Genomic DNA, 13,267 nt, shown 5'->3' on the forward strand with positions numbered 1-13,267 from the left:
AGAGGGCTGCAGCAGGCCCTCCTGTCCCAATGAATCACGTCAGACATCCTGTCTGGCGTGATTTTTCTTTGGTGATAACAATCTATACGGTCTCATCGAGGGAGACGGCGCGTGCCGTTTCGACCAACAGGAGATCCGTGATTTTGTTTCCGGACAGGAGAGCAATTTCCTAAAAGCAGGGGCGAAGACGGGAGAAGCTGCGTGGTGGCAGGGTTTCGGCGTGCATCGACAGGGATGCGGGCAGACCTCGACGTACCTCTCGCCTCGTATGGCGGGGTGGAAGCCGTTTGGCGCGCTTTTTCTCCGGGGCGACGGACTTTTTCCGCGGGGCGTCGAGGGTGGAGGCGGCGGGCGACATGCTTTGCCTGTCGAGTCGACACGGTTTCTGCCGGTCAAGAGGCCGAGACGCCAGAGCGGCGGGCCCAGCGCCTGCTCTCCGTACGCATGCTTTCACGCTTCCGTCCGTCTGCGAAGGCAGCGGCACGGCACGCTGACGCACGCAGAGGCCGCCTCCCGAAAGGGGAGACGGCCTCTGGTGGTGCGATTGCCTGTGTTCCTGAAAAGGAGCAGGCTGTCCGTTTAGTCTTTCTTCTTGTTTTTCGCTTCGCCGGACTGGTCCTGGAATTCTCCCTTGGCTTTATCTTTCTTGCCGTCACGTTCCATGTCTTTATCTTCTGTGGCGTTTCCGACCTGATCTTTAACTTCGCCTTTGATTTTGCTCACTTTTCCTTTGATTTTATCGCTCCAGCCTTCTTGATCTGCCATGATAAAGCCCCCTTTGAATTCGTTTGTATGGGAGCTATTCACGCTCAGCCGTGTGTTTAAACAAGTACTATGCCAGTTTGAGCAAAAATAGTTTTAAAGTACTATTTATCGACGGTTCTTTGACAACGCTTTCAGGAAGTGATAGTATCATAACCAAGTTAATAATCAGGCCGAGACTCGGAGTGTGCCGCGCACAGAGAGATAGATCCACGCAGGATCTGTCTGCTGTGCGCGTTTTTTATACCCATGCGCTGTGTGGTTTTGGCCGCCAATTCAGAGGAGGAGATTGTATGTCCGTGTATGTTGCAGAAATTATCGGAACGATGCTGTTGATTATTTTCGGTGCGGGTGTCGTTGCGAACGTGAACCTGGAGAAATCCAAGGCACAGGGAGGCGGCTGGATTGTCGTTGCCTTCGGTTGGGGATTTGCCGTTGCACTCGCTGTCTATGCAGTCGGGCAGTTCTCGGACGCCCACATCAACCCGGCCGTGACGCTAGGATTTGCTTCTGTCGGGGAATTTGACTGGGCGCTCGTTCCCGGCTACATTGCTTCGCAGGTTGTCGGTGCCATTATCGGTGGTATGATCGTGTACGCACACTTCAAAGATCACTTTAAAGAAACGCAGGATCCGGATGTGAAGCTGGGTGTGTTTGCAACAGATCCGGCAATTCCGAACCGCTTTTCCAACTTCTTGTCCGAGTTTATCGGTACGGCAGTGCTTGTCAGTGGACTGTTGTTCATTGGTGCCAATGAATTTACCGAAGGATTGAACCCGCTCATCGTCGGTTTCCTGATTACGGCGATTGGTCTTTCGCTTGGTGGACCGACGGGGTATGCGATTAACCCTGCTCGTGACCTCGGTCCGCGTATTGCTCATGCCCTGCTGCCTATTCCAGGAAAGCGTGATTCCAACTGGGGATATGCACCAATCCCGATTCTCGGTCCGATTTTCGGCGGTGTTTTCGGTGCGATGGCCTACCGTGCCTTTTTCCTCGAAGAAGGCTTCACCGCATTCGCTGTCTTTACCGTGGTGACGATCGTGGTACTCGCCGGTCTGCGGTTTACGACGAAGCCGTATGAACCGATGCACAGCAATCCCGATATCAAAAACTAAGCATGGTCTCGAACGAGAAGGCAGACATACAAACGGCGCTGGAAGGATTCCCTTCCAGCGCCGTTTGATGGTATAAGGCGGGGTTCCTGTTACGACGGCAGCTGAGAGATGCCGAAGAGAATAGCTGCGACGATCAGGACGACATCGATGAGCGTCAGTGCAGCCCGCTGTGGTTCGTGACTGCGGCGGTCAAAAATCATGCGGGCGGCTCCGTCAAAAACAACGACCCCGGCCAATCCGTACAGGAGCCAGGGGAGAATGGAAAGGTCCAGCAGGGCGAGGAGAAGTCCCGCCCCCAGGAGCAGGTACAGCATACTGCAGAGAAGCCGGATCCGCTGGTGAGCAGGGGAGACAGCTTCACCGAAAAAGCCGGCATCGGCTTCTTGAATATGGAACAACCGCTTCACACCAATGCGGATAAGAAGCCAGGCACCGGCGATAAGAAAGAGAACCGCAAGCAGAAACATGACCATCCTCCTTTGATCAGCCGCGGCGGACTTCCATCCAGGAAATACCGATTAGAAAAAGCAGCGGCAGGATGATGAACCAGCCCAGCGGGAACGTCAGCAGGTACAGGACAGCACCGAGGGAACCGAACAGCAGCGCCTGATACGCATGGAAGCGTACCGCCGTCGTATTCCGGTGCAGCAGGGCCAGCCGGAGCGAGACGAGCAGCAGCACGCCGAGACCGACTGCTGTAAGGAAATAAAGAGCACCGGCACCGCCTTGCAGACCGGGCATCATCGTCAGTTGAAAAGCGAGCGCTCCGAGCGCAAAGAAGAGAAAGGCTGCGAGCAGGACATAGATTACGTAAGCTTTCATCTTGAACCTTCCTTTCTCGGGAATGAACCGTATTGTCTTCGTTCTATTCCCTCTCCTGCAAGGTTTTAGTCCCTTTCTGACATGAAACCTTTGTGACAGAAAGGACGACAAAGAAGAAGGTAAAAAAAGGAAAGGAGAAGGGGGTGGTGCTGATGATGTATCTGCTGCTGGCAGTCGGGTTCGTGCTATTGATTATCGGAGCAGATTTGTTTGTGAGAGGTGCGTCAGATACAGCGGCACGCTTCCGGATTCCGCCGATGCTGATTGGCTTGACGGTGGTCGCTTTCGGGACAAGCTCTCCAGAAGCGGCAGTCAGTATCATGGCCGCTTTCGGCGGCGAACCGGATGTCGCTGTCGGCAACGTGATCGGCAGCAACGTGGTGAATATCACTTTGATTGCAGGACTCACAGCAGTCGTGACCGCCCTTGTCGTGAAAGAAGCAGTCATAAGAAAAGAGATCCCTTTTACCATCCTGGCAGGCGTGGTTCTGCTTGTCATGATGCTTGATATGCCCCTTCATGATACGGAAGCAATGATCAGCCGCAGCGATGGACTGCTGCTGCTGTTGTTCTTCACGGTATTTCTCGCCTACGTCCTTGAGAGTGCCCGGCAGCATCGGTTGACGACGACCGCAGAGCCGGTGGCTGGAAGCTGGACGAAATCTCTGCTGTTCATGGGACTGGGTATTGTGCTTTTAGTGGCAGGGGGAGAGGCGCTTGTCCGCGGCGCTATCGGAGCAGCTGAAGCATTCGGCATGAGCAGTACCCTGGCAGGGCTGACGATTGCCGCTGTCGGAACATCGCTGCCGGAGCTGGCCGCCTCGCTCATCGCGGCATGGAGAAAAGAGACGGATATGGCGGTCGGGAATCTTGTCGGCAGCAATATATTCAACATCTTTTTCGTGCTTGGCGTGTCCGCGGTCATCACACCGCTACCGGTGCAGCGCTACCTGGTCAGCGACATTGTCCTGCTTCTGGCTGTTTCGGGGCTGCTGCTTCTATTTACCATGACAGGCAGACGTCTATCCCGTAAAGAAGGCATCCTGCTCGCACTTGTCTACATCGTGTACCTGATCTTCATTATTCTGCGGAACTAGACTGTTTTTAAAACAAGGAGAAGGGGAAGAGGCAGGTAAAAGGAGGGGTACGTCATGGATGAAGTGGAACTGAAGAAGCGCACGGCCAGCCTGGCACCCGAAGATCAGGAAAAAGTGCGTGAGCTGACAGAACAGATGATGACCGAGCAGAAGAAGCTCGAAGTGGAAGTGCCGGCAGAGCCGGAAGACCGACTCGCTGTCCAGCAGACGATCGAAAGACTCGAAGCAGAGCGGGAGCGGCTGCTCGGGCCTTTATAACGGCATGGGATGCATGCACTCCCTCGGGCAGAAGTCGGCGATTAGCTGCTTTCGGGAGAGCCTGTTATGCCCTTGAACAGCCGAGGGAAGCAGCGCGGATGCGGGTATTTCCCGGGAAATAATCACTCCTCGTCCGCAGATAGCCGTACCACGCCTGCATCCATAAACAGGCCGCAATAATGCACGCTGGAGGTTGTTCTCCAGCGTGCATTGCTGTGCAGCACCGAGCAACTACTGATACAGACGGCAGGAACGTGCGCTTCTTTTCAACATTTCTTTGACACCTTCCGCTCCGGTAGCATAGATCGAGGAGACTGCGGTATACTCGCATAGGAGTATGAGGAGAAACGGGGATACGTGTCATGAAGAAATGGATGATTCAATTAAAGGCCACCGCCTTGATGCCGGTCAAACGGGCCGTGTTTACGCTGAACCGGATGAGTATCGGCGATGCCCTCTGGCAGCTGACAGCGATTACGATGCTGGTCACGATCGTTTATGGAGTGTTTTTCTTAGGCGCTTCAGCCGGGGAGCTGGCCAATATGCCGTTCGGCCTGGCCGTCGTGTATTTTCTCACGATTTATTTTGCACTCTTCTTTTTCAGTGTATTGATGTTCGGCTTTGCCGGTGGGGCCTATGCGCTGCTGATAGCAACATTGTTTAAACGAAAACTCGTCTATCGTGTGCTCCTGAAACTGAGTTTTTTTGTGCTGACGCTGCCGCTGGCCGGCTACGGCGTGTTTCTTGTCCTTCACGAGCCGCTGCTCCCGGCATGGACCGGCATCAGTGCCGTCTATGTGCTGGCCGTTCTGACGCGGACCGTCCTGCAATTTCCCGCCCGACGTGGAGCAGACGCATAAATGATCATGAACCCTCTGCTCTCGATGCTGGAGCAGAGGGTTTTGTGTTTCGTTTCTAATAAAATAGAAGACGGCGTCGCCCGCCGTTCCGACGAAAAAGCGCTCTTCGCTGGTGGTCAATGCTGATGGAGAACCTGGAGGAAGAGCCGGTAAGGGGAATGTGAAAGCGTCTCCTTTGGCGATAGATATGCAACCTATGTATAATGAACGTACAGCTGAACTGCGGTGAAGCTGATCCCACATTTTACAAAGGATGAGACAGTATGTTCGATTACACGATCATCGGCGGTGGTGCCACCGGTACGTTCACTGCTCTCGAACTCGCACAGCACGAAGGTCGGACGCTGCTTTTGGAAAAAGGGGAAAAATTGTCGCAGGTACAGACGACGCATAATAGTGCCCTCGTTCATCCGCCGTTAATGGTTCCTCCGGATAAAGGATCCTTGAAGGCACAGCTTGCTGCCGAAGGAAACCTCCGGCACCATGAAGCGGCAGAGGCATGGAAGCTGCCTGTGTTCCGAGGGGGAGCCCTGCTGCTCGCAAGGTCCGATGCAGAAGTGGGAAAGCTGGAGAAACTGAAGGAGGAAGCCGCTGCACGTGGATTGGATGATGTGAATCTTCTCACAAGAAAAGAGCTTTTCAAAAAAGAGCCGATGCTTCATCCCGACGTTTTGGCCGGGCTGGAAATGACCTCCGCGCTCACAGCTGACACGGCGGCGCTTACAACACGCGCTGCTGCCGAAGCGGAAGCGCAGGGCGCCGTAGTGAAAATGAATCAGGAAGTGACGGCCATTGACCAAAAGGGAGAAGGGTTCCGACTGCATCTAGCCTCTGGAGAAACGATCGACACGCGCTTTCTCATCAATGCTGCAGGAGCGGGGAATGTTCGCATTGCTTCCATGGTGGAGGAAGAGGTGCCATACGAGATGCGTCCGCACCGCGGAGAATACCTCGTACTCGGTCCAGAGGCAAAAGGATGGACAAGCCACATCCTCTACCCGATTCCGACGAAGCAGAGTAAAGGTATTCTGATCATCCCGCAGCCGGACGGCACGACCCGACTCGGACCAACCAGCGTGCTGCAGAAGTCGACAGAGGATAATCCGTTTACGGAAGAAGGGGAGAAGCTGATCCGCAGTGAAATTGAACGGATGATGAAGTTCGTTCCGTACCAGCATGTCATCCGTCGTTACGCCGGCATCCGATCGACGATCAACCAGGATGATTTCTACATTCAGCAGTCGAAAGAGCATCCACACTTCATTCATGTTGCAGGCATTGATTCGCCAGGAGTCACGGCAGCACCGGCGATCGCCCGGTACGTGACGGAAGAAGTACTGGGGGCTATCACGCCAATGGTACGCCGGAAAGCGGCAGGATCCCGTTAAAAGGATCGAAGTGCTGAGCATCAGAAGCGGATTGCCGGCAAGGCGGGCGGGAGCAGTGGTATCCTCTCCCGTCCGGCTGCATGTCTCTGACCGGTTTCTGACGGCTCCCATGTGACGCTGTCCGGATGTGGGAAAGGTCGGATCCCTTGAACGTCATCCCGCAGCGATATGAATCATAACAGGGAACACATCACTGCAGGCATGCCTCAGCAGCGGAATGGACATCATGCTTTTCTATGGACTCCGGGAGAAGAGAGACACGGGTTTCGATATGTGCTATAATTCTGAAAAATGAACGAAGGACACGAGAGAGGAGAGAGGGTCGATGCGTTCCTACTGCCGGTGGATCGGGATGAAAAGCTGGATGATCTGGCTTGCTGCGGCCATTGCTTTAACAGCCCCAACGCTGTTCATCATGTTCACGGAGCATGCTGGCATGATGGGCGAGTTCAACCTGATTCAATTGATGTTCGCCGTCCCGTTTTTTTCATTTGTTGTTTTCGTCGAGTACGTTCCGCAGTCGTTTCAGTTTTTTCTCCTATTAATGTTCACAGCTGCTGGGGTATTGACCATCGTCAAATTGCAGGAGCGGCGGGCTGTCCAGCTGGCCCGGTACTACCAGCGTGCTGTGCCGCAGCACCGGAGGGAAGCCTCCTGACAGCACCGCTGCCATCGGATACGTTCATCTCTATAGATGAAAACAGCAGGGTCGTTCCCATAGAAACGGCCCTGCTGTTTTCGTTATTTTGTTCTTAGGATAAAACGGACGGTGCATTTAAAAAGAAAATGCTATTGTCGTTCCACTGATCAAACTCATACAAAAAATGCTCTCTCGTACATTCGAATCTTAATCCGACATCTTCCGCTAATCGAATAGAAGGAAGGTTATCTGGCGCAATATGTGCTTCGATTCGATGGTAGTCCAGCTTTTGAAAAGCGATGTCCACTCCCGCTTTCACAGCTTCTCTTCCATACCCATGGTGCCAGAATTGATTGTGAATCAAATAACTGATTGAACCCCATTGAAACTCTCTTCGTAAGATGGTGGCAAGTTCAACCATGCCGATGTGACGAAATGGTGTTTTCGTAAAAACCGCCAGCACGTACTGTTCATCTCGTTCAGCGAGATGCCGATGATGAAGCACGACTTCATCAAACATGTTCTGTGTCCATTCACTCAAGTTCAGTTTTTCACTGTCATACTTGTACTGAGCCGGTAATCTTTCATTAAATCCTTCTTCCCATAGGTGGAAATCCTCGTTTTCCAGTGGTCTTACAATCAGCCTCTCTGTCTCCAAATACAATGTGAAGGACGTTGGTTCCATAGCAGCATCTCCTTATGTTCTATGATGTGATCTACTTCTTCTGTTTGCAATAGCATAAAACATCCCTCCTCCATTCAGATTGTATATGGCTGATACTTATCCATTCTACTTCAATCTATTATACCTTTTATTTCCTTTTTTTGCAAGGGTCTGTTTCAACTTCAAGGGGGAGTCCTGGAGAATCATTCTCCAATGAAAAATCCCGCCGATCAGAAGACCGGCGGGAGAGGGAGGAGCAGGTGTCACCCTGCTTTCAGCGGCATGCGCCGGAGAACGATCCATACAGCAGCCAAGAGCGCTGCGGTCAGCACGCCCTGCAGCAGACCGACGACCCAAGGGGAGAGGGAGAGGTCCCCAGCCGGTACCAGCAGTTCCGCAGGATAAAGGGATGCCTGCTGCATCAGGCTGTCTGTGGCGGACATGAAGAGAAGCCCGCCGACGATCGAAGCAGCACCCATCCAGCCGCCTCCCCGGAGAAAGCAGGCGGGAATGAGCCAGCCGACCATGTAATACTGGAAGAAGACGAGCGAGGCCGCGCCGACTTGGACGAGAGCCGTATCCGGGAGCCCTGGAAACGGCGCGGCACCGGCAGTCAGCCAGCCGTCTGCGAAGCCGAAGAGAAGCTGCAGTACCCAGGACAGGAGAAAGAGCGTCACGATCAGCGCGGTGCTGACGATCGCTGCCGCTGCCGTGTTTGCCTGATAGAACACTCTCCGCGTCAGCCCCTGCGATAAGAAGAAGCGGAAGTAGGCGAGAGGAAAAATGATGCCGATGATGAGCATGTAGATTTTCCCTGGTTCGACGAGAAAAGAGCGGAACGAGAGATCGTCCGGCAGGTTGGTGGCGAAGAATAATTCTGCCTCCAGAAAAGCGAGGATCGGATACATAATCAGCACAAACCAGAGGGACCAGCGGAACTGGATGTTGACCGCATCTGCTGTGAGCATACGGCGTACAGGCAGTCGTTCAGGCATGGGAAGCACCTTCTTTCGTTGTGAGATGAATGAAAAGATCCTGCATCGATACACTGCCGAGCGTCAGACCGGCTTCCGCTGCTGCTTGCCGCTCCTCCTCCGCAAGGGGTCCGGTGACGAGTACCTGCTTCGTCCCTCCGAGTTCTTTCGTGTGAAGAATCTCCCGGTCCAAGACGAAGGCGTCCACCGCAGCTGCTTCTCCAGTCACTGTCACGCCGCGTGCCGTAAAGGACGCCGCCGGTTCATCTGCGAGCAGCCGCCCTTCGTGAAGCAGGCACACGTGATCGAGCAGATACTCCATTTCCGATACGAGGTGGGTGGAGAGGACGATGATCCGAGGGTGGCGCGCCTGGTCTTCGACGACCGCGTCGTACAGCCTCGTTCTGTTTGGTGCATCCATCCCGGCATACACCTCGTCCAGCAGCGTCACTGGCGCCCGCACGGCGAGCCCGATTACGGCTTCGAGCGACGCCTGCAGACCGCTGGAGAGCTTCTGCACCGGCACGTCGAGCGGCAGTTCAAACAAGGCGGCGAGCTCTTCGGCGTAAGCCTGGTCAAAGTTTGGACGGTATCTCGCAGCAGCCTCGAGGTATTCCGAGGCCGGGCCATCTTCCTCGCTGTAATCCGCGTTGAATAGAAAACAGACGTGCGGAGCAAGGCGCTCGTTCTCAAAAGGATTTTCTCCGTCGATCCGGATCGTCCCGGACGTCGGCTGCATGTAGGAAGCGATCAGAGCAAGCAGGGACGTCTTCCCGGCTCCGTTGCGGCCGAGCAGCCCGTACGTCATGCCCGGTTCCAGCGTCATCGTGACATCTTCGATCACCGTCGTTTTCTTCGTACGCCAGCTGACATCGTTCAGTTCTACCTTCATCGTCATGACGTTCCGCCTCCTTTCCATTCGTCGATCATCCTGCGCAGCTCCCCGCTTGAGAGCCCGAGCTTCTCCGCCTCCTGCATCATCGGCTGAATATACATCTCCGAAAACTGATCCCGGCGCCGCTGCCGCAGCACCTCCCGTGCACCTTCCGCTACAAACATTCCGACACCCCGTTTCTTGTAAATAATCCCTTCGTCCGCCAGCTGATTCATACCCTTCGCAATCGTCAGGTGATTCACTTGATAAAATTGGACCATCTGCGTCGTCGAAGGAATCTGTTCATGCTCCTGAATGCGGCCGTCGACAATTTGATCTTCCAGCTGTTCTTTGATCTGAAGGAAAATCGGCTTCTTCTCATCAAAGGCAGGCTTCACCGCGGCACCTCCTTTTGTTCTATGGTTATATAGTATTGTATATAAGTATAGAGGGATTCGACCTGTTTGTCCAGCAGGTTTGCGTGATATACTGAAAAAAAGAAGGAGGGAGTGCGATGACGATCGAACGACTGCAGGCGATGGAAGCGCGGGTAAAGGAGCTGTCTGCTTATCCGGAGCAGACGCTGCGCCGCCCGTATACACCGGGGAAGTGGTCCCCGCGCGACATCATCGGACACCTGTACTACTGGGACCGGTATTTACTGGATTCGATGCTGCCGGCGGTGCAGGAAGGGGCGGTCCTGCCACCTTTTCCGCATGATGATGTGTTCAATCAGGCGGCGCTTGCCTCACTCGAAGGCCGCTCTGCTTCCTGGGTGATGGAGCAGTTCCTGGATACGAGAGAAGAGGTGCGCCAGGCATTTACAGGCATCGGGGAAGACGTGACGTTCTCAGTCCGCGGATCCGACGAGGCGTGGAACAGGCAGCTGCTTGTGACGATGTTTGCCGACCACGATGAGCATCACGATACCCAGCTGGCCGCGTTTCTCGACCGTGAACGACGGTCGTAAAGCAGGGAGCGGCGTCTTGTCGAAATCGAGAGCCGCTCTGATACTGCATGACAAAAGCGAAGCCCGGGATTTATTCCCGGAGCTTCGCTTTTTTTCGTTCGAATTCTTCTTCGTTGATCTCGCCGCGTGCGTAGCGTTCCTCGAGGATTTTCCTGCTCTCTTCTTTCGGGTATTCCTGTTCAGGCGGCGCTGAAGTTCCTTGATCGCCGGCGGAAGCGATGGCTTTGATCAGCAGGACGATACCAGCAATGATCAGGGCTGCCACGAGCAGCCAGAACAGGTTCATCAACCAGCCGCCCCCGAAAAACATTTCGTTCATCTGGTGCATGCGAACACCTCCTACAGACCTTTTCCCCAGAAGAGGCCGGCGAAAACGCCTCCCGCCGGGACTCCGGTTGTCATGTGTCCGTCCAAGGTCTGCATCAAAGGTTCGCTATTGATGAAAACTGAGTCCAAACGTCTGGTTATACAGTAGATGAAAGAGGGAAACAGGGAAGTAATGGATAAATCAAGACGGCATGCTGCCCGCAGGAAGAAAGGAATCGAAAGAAAGGAGGAAACTTCATGGCTGCAAGACTGAAATACGCTATCTGGTCGATCGGAAGTGTCACGTTCGTGCTCTTTGCCCTGGCGCCGTTGTTCGGCAATCCGCTTACCTGATCGTGGAGATCCGCTCAGCGAATGGAGACAAAGGAGGAAAGACGCAATGAGACAACATCAAGAAGAAAGCTGAAGGGATCGTTACCATGATGACATGGAACGATCCCTTTTTGCTGTATAGGAATACATACATGCTGCTTTCGAGAGGAAAAAGGATGAACCTGTTTACATGAACCAGACGGCAGCGGCGGAGAACAAGGAGAGCAGCAGGAGCACCAAGGACGGAATACGTTTCGAGAGCGGGTTTTTGACTTTGGCGTGCGCTGCCTGGGCGCATCCCATCAGGAAAGCCATCATCAGCGCGGGCACCGGGATGAGCACGGGAAACCACAGTCCGGCAACAAGCAGCGTAGAGAGCACCATTTTTGCCGCACCGACCATGTTCCGCACAAGCGGCGGCAGGTTATACTCCTGGAACTCCTTGACGATATTATCAAACCGGAATACCCAGACGACGACAATCGAGACGGCAATAATCAGATTCGACAGTATGACGAGAGCGAACAACGGCAAGCACCTCCTGCATTCATTTTGGTGATCGATCCTGATTGGAAACGGAGATCTGCCAGTATATATTCTATGCCCGGAAAAGAAAAACCGAAACGCCAAAAACACAGGACTAACGTGGAATGTTTTATCTTCCTTATTTGTAAAAAAATAATAAAATAAACGAGCGAGCTCAAAAAAGGAATGGGAGGTGCTGGATGAACAGAAGCATACTGTACCTACTGATCGCCGCTGCAGGCTTGGCGCTGAGTGTGTTCGTGCTGATTCCACTCTTTGGCAATCCGTTTACATGACAAACCGGGGCCCTCTCCAGCATGGAGAAGGCTCCGACCTCGTTACGGTGGATCCGCTTCATCGACAACCTGCCCCTCGCCGGCGCCGAACAATCTCGTTTATTCTCTAAGTCGGAGAGTGAGAAAGCGTCGACGACCTACCTGCAGGAGCATGCCGTCACGGAGGTTCACTGACGTATCAGGGGAGGGCATCGTCTCTCCATCTATACGGACTCCGCGGTTTTCGATCATCCGGCGGGCTTCTGTCCGGGAAGCGAGCATGCCGGTATCGGCGAGCAGCTGCGGGAGCGGGACAGAAGCATCGCCTTCCCAAAGATGCTCTGGAATGTCGTTGGGCCGCCCGTGATTCTGAAAGACGGTGTTAAACTGCGCTTCTGCCTGTTCGGCTGCGTCTCTGCCGTGGTACATCGTAGTGATCCGACCGGCAAGTGCTGCTTTGGCAGCCCGAGGGTGAAGGGAGCCATCGGCCAGGCCGGCTTCCACCGCTGCCACTTCATCGGGGCCCGCATCGGTGGCGAGCGTCCAGTATTTCATCATCAAAGCATCCGGAATGGACATCGTCTTGCCGAACATGTCCGCCGGCGCGTCATCGATGCCGATGTAATTCTTTTTGGACTTCGACATTTTTTCCTGACCGTCGAGGCCTTCCAATAGCGGCAGCAGCAGGACGGCCTGCTTTTCTCTGCCGAGGCGCTCCTGGAAATGACGTCCCATCAGCGTGTTGTAATGCTGATCCGTGCCGCCGAGCTCAACATCTGATTCGAGAACGACGGAATCGTAGCCCTGCATCACCGGGTAGAAAAATTCATGCAGCGCAATCGGCTTGCCGAGCGCCGTCCGCTCGTCGAAGTCGTCCCGCTCCAGCAGGCGGGCGACGGTGATCTGGCCGGCAAGCTGGATGACCTCCTCAAACTGGAGCTTGGCCAGCCAGGACGAATTGAAAAAGACGGCCAGCTTCGACGCATCGAGTACCTTGCCGAACTGCGCCGTGTACGTGGCGGCATTCGCTTTCACCTCTTCTTCGGACAGTGGGGCCCGTGCGGTGGATTTGCCGGTCGGATCCCCGATGCGGCCGGTGAAATCCCCGATCAGCAGCTGTACTTGATGACCGAAATCCTGAAATTGCCGCAGCTTCTGCAGTACGACCGTATGACCGAGATGCACGTCCGGCGCGGACGGATCCAAACCGAGCTTCACGCGCAGCGGCCGGTCTTCGAGCAGTGAGGCGGCGATTTTTTCTGCGAGCGCGTCATCCGGGATGATCTCGGCGGCACCCTGAGTAAGCACCTCCAGCTGCTCCTGAAGCTGCTTCTGCTGGGCGTGGGTTAATTGTTCTTGTTTCTTCATTCTTTTTCTCCTCCTGTAACAACAAAATAAGCC

Annotated in this window: 17 protein-coding genes; 7 read left to right on the forward strand and 10 right to left on the reverse strand. The window is 54.3% G+C overall.

The genetic code is table 11. From position 1 onward, the window contains the following. Window positions 1-579 precede the first annotated feature (579 nt). The gene (locus G477_RS0105065; protein ID WP_026697027.1) at window positions 580-765 is read right to left on the reverse strand and encodes a CsbD family protein; all 186 of its coding nucleotides are present in this window, start codon (window positions 763-765) and stop codon (window positions 580-582) included. A 290-nt stretch (window positions 766-1,055) separates the two neighbouring features. On the opposite strand from G477_RS0105065, the gene G477_RS0105070 reads away from it, so the two are divergent. After that, window positions 1,056-1,880 carry an MIP/aquaporin family protein gene (locus G477_RS0105070; protein ID WP_026697028.1) on the forward strand — a complete coding sequence of 275 codons (825 nt, stop codon included), beginning with the start codon at window positions 1,056-1,058 and terminating at the stop codon, window positions 1,878-1,880. Window positions 1,881-1,969: 89 nt separating this feature from the next. Here G477_RS0105070 and G477_RS0105075 read toward each other — a convergent pair whose 3' ends face one another. Together G477_RS0105075 and G477_RS0105080 are read right to left on the reverse strand one after the other, a co-directional pair. Continuing rightward, the gene (locus G477_RS0105075; RefSeq protein ID WP_026697029.1) at window positions 1,970-2,347 is read right to left on the reverse strand and encodes a hypothetical protein; all 378 of its coding nucleotides are present in this window, start codon (window positions 2,345-2,347) and stop codon (window positions 1,970-1,972) included. A 16-nt stretch (window positions 2,348-2,363) separates the two neighbouring features. Beyond that, entirely contained in the window at window positions 2,364-2,702 is a 339-nt protein-coding gene (locus G477_RS0105080) for a hypothetical protein (RefSeq protein ID WP_026697030.1), read from the reverse strand. Between the two features lie 152 nt (window positions 2,703-2,854). Here G477_RS0105080 and G477_RS0105085 point away from each other — a divergent pair, with 152 nt between their 5' ends. From G477_RS0105085 to G477_RS0105110, 5 genes are all read left to right on the forward strand, one after another. Next, entirely contained in the window at window positions 2,855-3,799 is a 945-nt protein-coding gene (locus G477_RS0105085) for a calcium/sodium antiporter (protein ID WP_026697031.1), read from the forward strand. Window positions 3,800-3,853: 54 nt separating this feature from the next. Beyond that, window positions 3,854-4,057: a hypothetical protein gene (locus G477_RS0105090; RefSeq protein ID WP_026697032.1), complete on the forward strand. Its 204-nt coding sequence runs from the start codon at window positions 3,854-3,856 to the stop codon at window positions 4,055-4,057. 362 nt (window positions 4,058-4,419) lie between these two features. Continuing rightward, window positions 4,420-4,917, forward strand: a complete 498-nt coding sequence (locus tag G477_RS0105095; RefSeq protein ID WP_026697033.1) for a hypothetical protein — start codon at window positions 4,420-4,422, stop codon at window positions 4,915-4,917. 263 nt (window positions 4,918-5,180) lie between these two features. Further along, the gene (locus G477_RS0105105; RefSeq protein WP_026697034.1) at window positions 5,181-6,305 is read left to right on the forward strand and encodes an NAD(P)/FAD-dependent oxidoreductase; all 1,125 of its coding nucleotides are present in this window, start codon (window positions 5,181-5,183) and stop codon (window positions 6,303-6,305) included. A gap of 325 nt (window positions 6,306-6,630) precedes the next feature. Then, a complete protein-coding gene (locus G477_RS0105110; RefSeq protein WP_026697035.1) occupies window positions 6,631-6,963 on the forward strand; it encodes a hypothetical protein in 333 nt (110 codons plus the stop codon). Between the two features lie 94 nt (window positions 6,964-7,057). Here the strand turns inward: G477_RS0105110 and G477_RS0105115 are convergent, their stop codons facing one another. From G477_RS0105115 to G477_RS0105130, 4 genes are all read right to left on the reverse strand, one after another. Beyond that, on the reverse strand, window positions 7,058-7,630 hold the full coding sequence (locus G477_RS0105115) for a GNAT family N-acetyltransferase (RefSeq protein WP_026697036.1): 573 nt from the start codon (window positions 7,628-7,630) through the stop codon (window positions 7,058-7,060). A 242-nt stretch (window positions 7,631-7,872) separates the two neighbouring features. Then, window positions 7,873-8,604, reverse strand: coding sequence for a hypothetical protein (locus G477_RS0105120; protein WP_026697037.1), 732 nt, complete (start codon window positions 8,602-8,604; stop codon window positions 7,873-7,875). Beyond that, window positions 8,597-9,481 (reverse strand): ATP-binding cassette domain-containing protein, encoded by an 885-nt coding sequence (locus G477_RS0105125; RefSeq protein WP_026697038.1) that lies wholly within the window; start codon window positions 9,479-9,481, stop codon window positions 8,597-8,599. The genes G477_RS0105120 and G477_RS0105125 overlap by 8 nt, the downstream gene beginning before the upstream one ends. After that, window positions 9,478-9,855: a GntR family transcriptional regulator gene (locus G477_RS0105130; protein WP_026697039.1), complete on the reverse strand. Its 378-nt coding sequence runs from the start codon at window positions 9,853-9,855 to the stop codon at window positions 9,478-9,480. Before G477_RS0105130 ends, G477_RS0105125 begins: the two co-directional genes overlap by 4 nt. Window positions 9,856-9,971: 116 nt before the next feature. Between G477_RS0105130 and G477_RS0105135 the strand changes: the two genes are divergently transcribed. Next, a complete protein-coding gene (locus G477_RS0105135) occupies window positions 9,972-10,427 on the forward strand; it encodes a DinB family protein (RefSeq protein ID WP_026697040.1) in 456 nt (151 codons plus the stop codon). 70 nt (window positions 10,428-10,497) lie between these two features. Here G477_RS0105135 and G477_RS0105140 read toward each other — a convergent pair whose 3' ends face one another. The 3 genes from G477_RS0105140 to tyrS all read right to left on the reverse strand — a co-directional run bounded on the left by G477_RS0105140 (window position 10,498) and on the right by tyrS (window position 13,234). Further along, on the reverse strand, window positions 10,498-10,755 hold the full coding sequence (locus G477_RS0105140; protein WP_026697041.1) for an SHOCT domain-containing protein: 258 nt from the start codon (window positions 10,753-10,755) through the stop codon (window positions 10,498-10,500). Window positions 10,756-11,252: 497 nt separating this feature from the next. Next, complete coding sequence (locus G477_RS0105150) at window positions 11,253-11,594, reverse strand: DoxX family protein (RefSeq protein ID WP_035211259.1); 342 nt, start codon at window positions 11,592-11,594, stop codon at window positions 11,253-11,255. 392 nt (window positions 11,595-11,986) lie between these two features. After that, the gene (tyrS, locus tag G477_RS0105160; RefSeq protein ID WP_026697044.1) at window positions 11,987-13,234 is read right to left on the reverse strand and encodes a tyrosine--tRNA ligase; all 1,248 of its coding nucleotides are present in this window, start codon (window positions 13,232-13,234) and stop codon (window positions 11,987-11,989) included. Window positions 13,235-13,267 lie beyond the last annotated feature (33 nt).

It is taken from the genome of Alkalicoccus chagannorensis DSM 18086 (assembly GCF_000429725.1).
GTDB classification, from domain to species: domain Bacteria; phylum Bacillota; class Bacilli; order Bacillales; family Salisediminibacteriaceae; genus Alkalicoccus; species Alkalicoccus chagannorensis.

What these genes read in the sequence shown, in the direction of transcription:
- G477_RS0105065 (WP_026697027.1), bottom strand. Translation starts at nt 765, where the DNA reads ATGGCAGATCAAGAAGGCTGGAGCGATAAAATCAAAGGAAAAGTGAGC.
- G477_RS0105070 (WP_026697028.1), top strand. Translation starts at nt 1,056, where the DNA reads ATGTCCGTGTATGTTGCAGAAATTATCGGAACGATGCTGTTGATTATT.
- G477_RS0105075 (WP_026697029.1), bottom strand. Translation starts at nt 2,347, where the DNA reads ATGTTTCTGCTTGCGGTTCTCTTTCTTATCGCCGGTGCCTGGCTTCTT.
- G477_RS0105080 (WP_026697030.1), bottom strand. Translation starts at nt 2,702, where the DNA reads ATGAAAGCTTACGTAATCTATGTCCTGCTCGCAGCCTTTCTCTTCTTT.
- G477_RS0105085 (WP_026697031.1), top strand. Translation starts at nt 2,855, where the DNA reads ATGATGTATCTGCTGCTGGCAGTCGGGTTCGTGCTATTGATTATCGGA.
- G477_RS0105090 (WP_026697032.1), top strand. Translation starts at nt 3,854, where the DNA reads ATGGATGAAGTGGAACTGAAGAAGCGCACGGCCAGCCTGGCACCCGAA.
- G477_RS0105095 (WP_026697033.1), top strand. Translation starts at nt 4,420, where the DNA reads ATGAAGAAATGGATGATTCAATTAAAGGCCACCGCCTTGATGCCGGTC.
- G477_RS0105105 (WP_026697034.1), top strand. Translation starts at nt 5,181, where the DNA reads ATGTTCGATTACACGATCATCGGCGGTGGTGCCACCGGTACGTTCACT.
- G477_RS0105110 (WP_026697035.1), top strand. Translation starts at nt 6,631, where the DNA reads ATGCGTTCCTACTGCCGGTGGATCGGGATGAAAAGCTGGATGATCTGG.
- G477_RS0105115 (WP_026697036.1), bottom strand. Translation starts at nt 7,630, where the DNA reads ATGGAACCAACGTCCTTCACATTGTATTTGGAGACAGAGAGGCTGATT.
- G477_RS0105120 (WP_026697037.1), bottom strand. Translation starts at nt 8,604, where the DNA reads ATGCCTGAACGACTGCCTGTACGCCGTATGCTCACAGCAGATGCGGTC.
- G477_RS0105125 (WP_026697038.1), bottom strand. Translation starts at nt 9,481, where the DNA reads ATGACGATGAAGGTAGAACTGAACGATGTCAGCTGGCGTACGAAGAAA.
- G477_RS0105135 (WP_026697040.1), top strand. Translation starts at nt 9,972, where the DNA reads ATGACGATCGAACGACTGCAGGCGATGGAAGCGCGGGTAAAGGAGCTG.
- G477_RS0105140 (WP_026697041.1), bottom strand. Translation starts at nt 10,755, where the DNA reads ATGCACCAGATGAACGAAATGTTTTTCGGGGGCGGCTGGTTGATGAAC.
- tyrS (WP_026697044.1), bottom strand. Translation starts at nt 13,234, where the DNA reads ATGAAGAAACAAGAACAATTAACCCACGCCCAGCAGAAGCAGCTTCAG.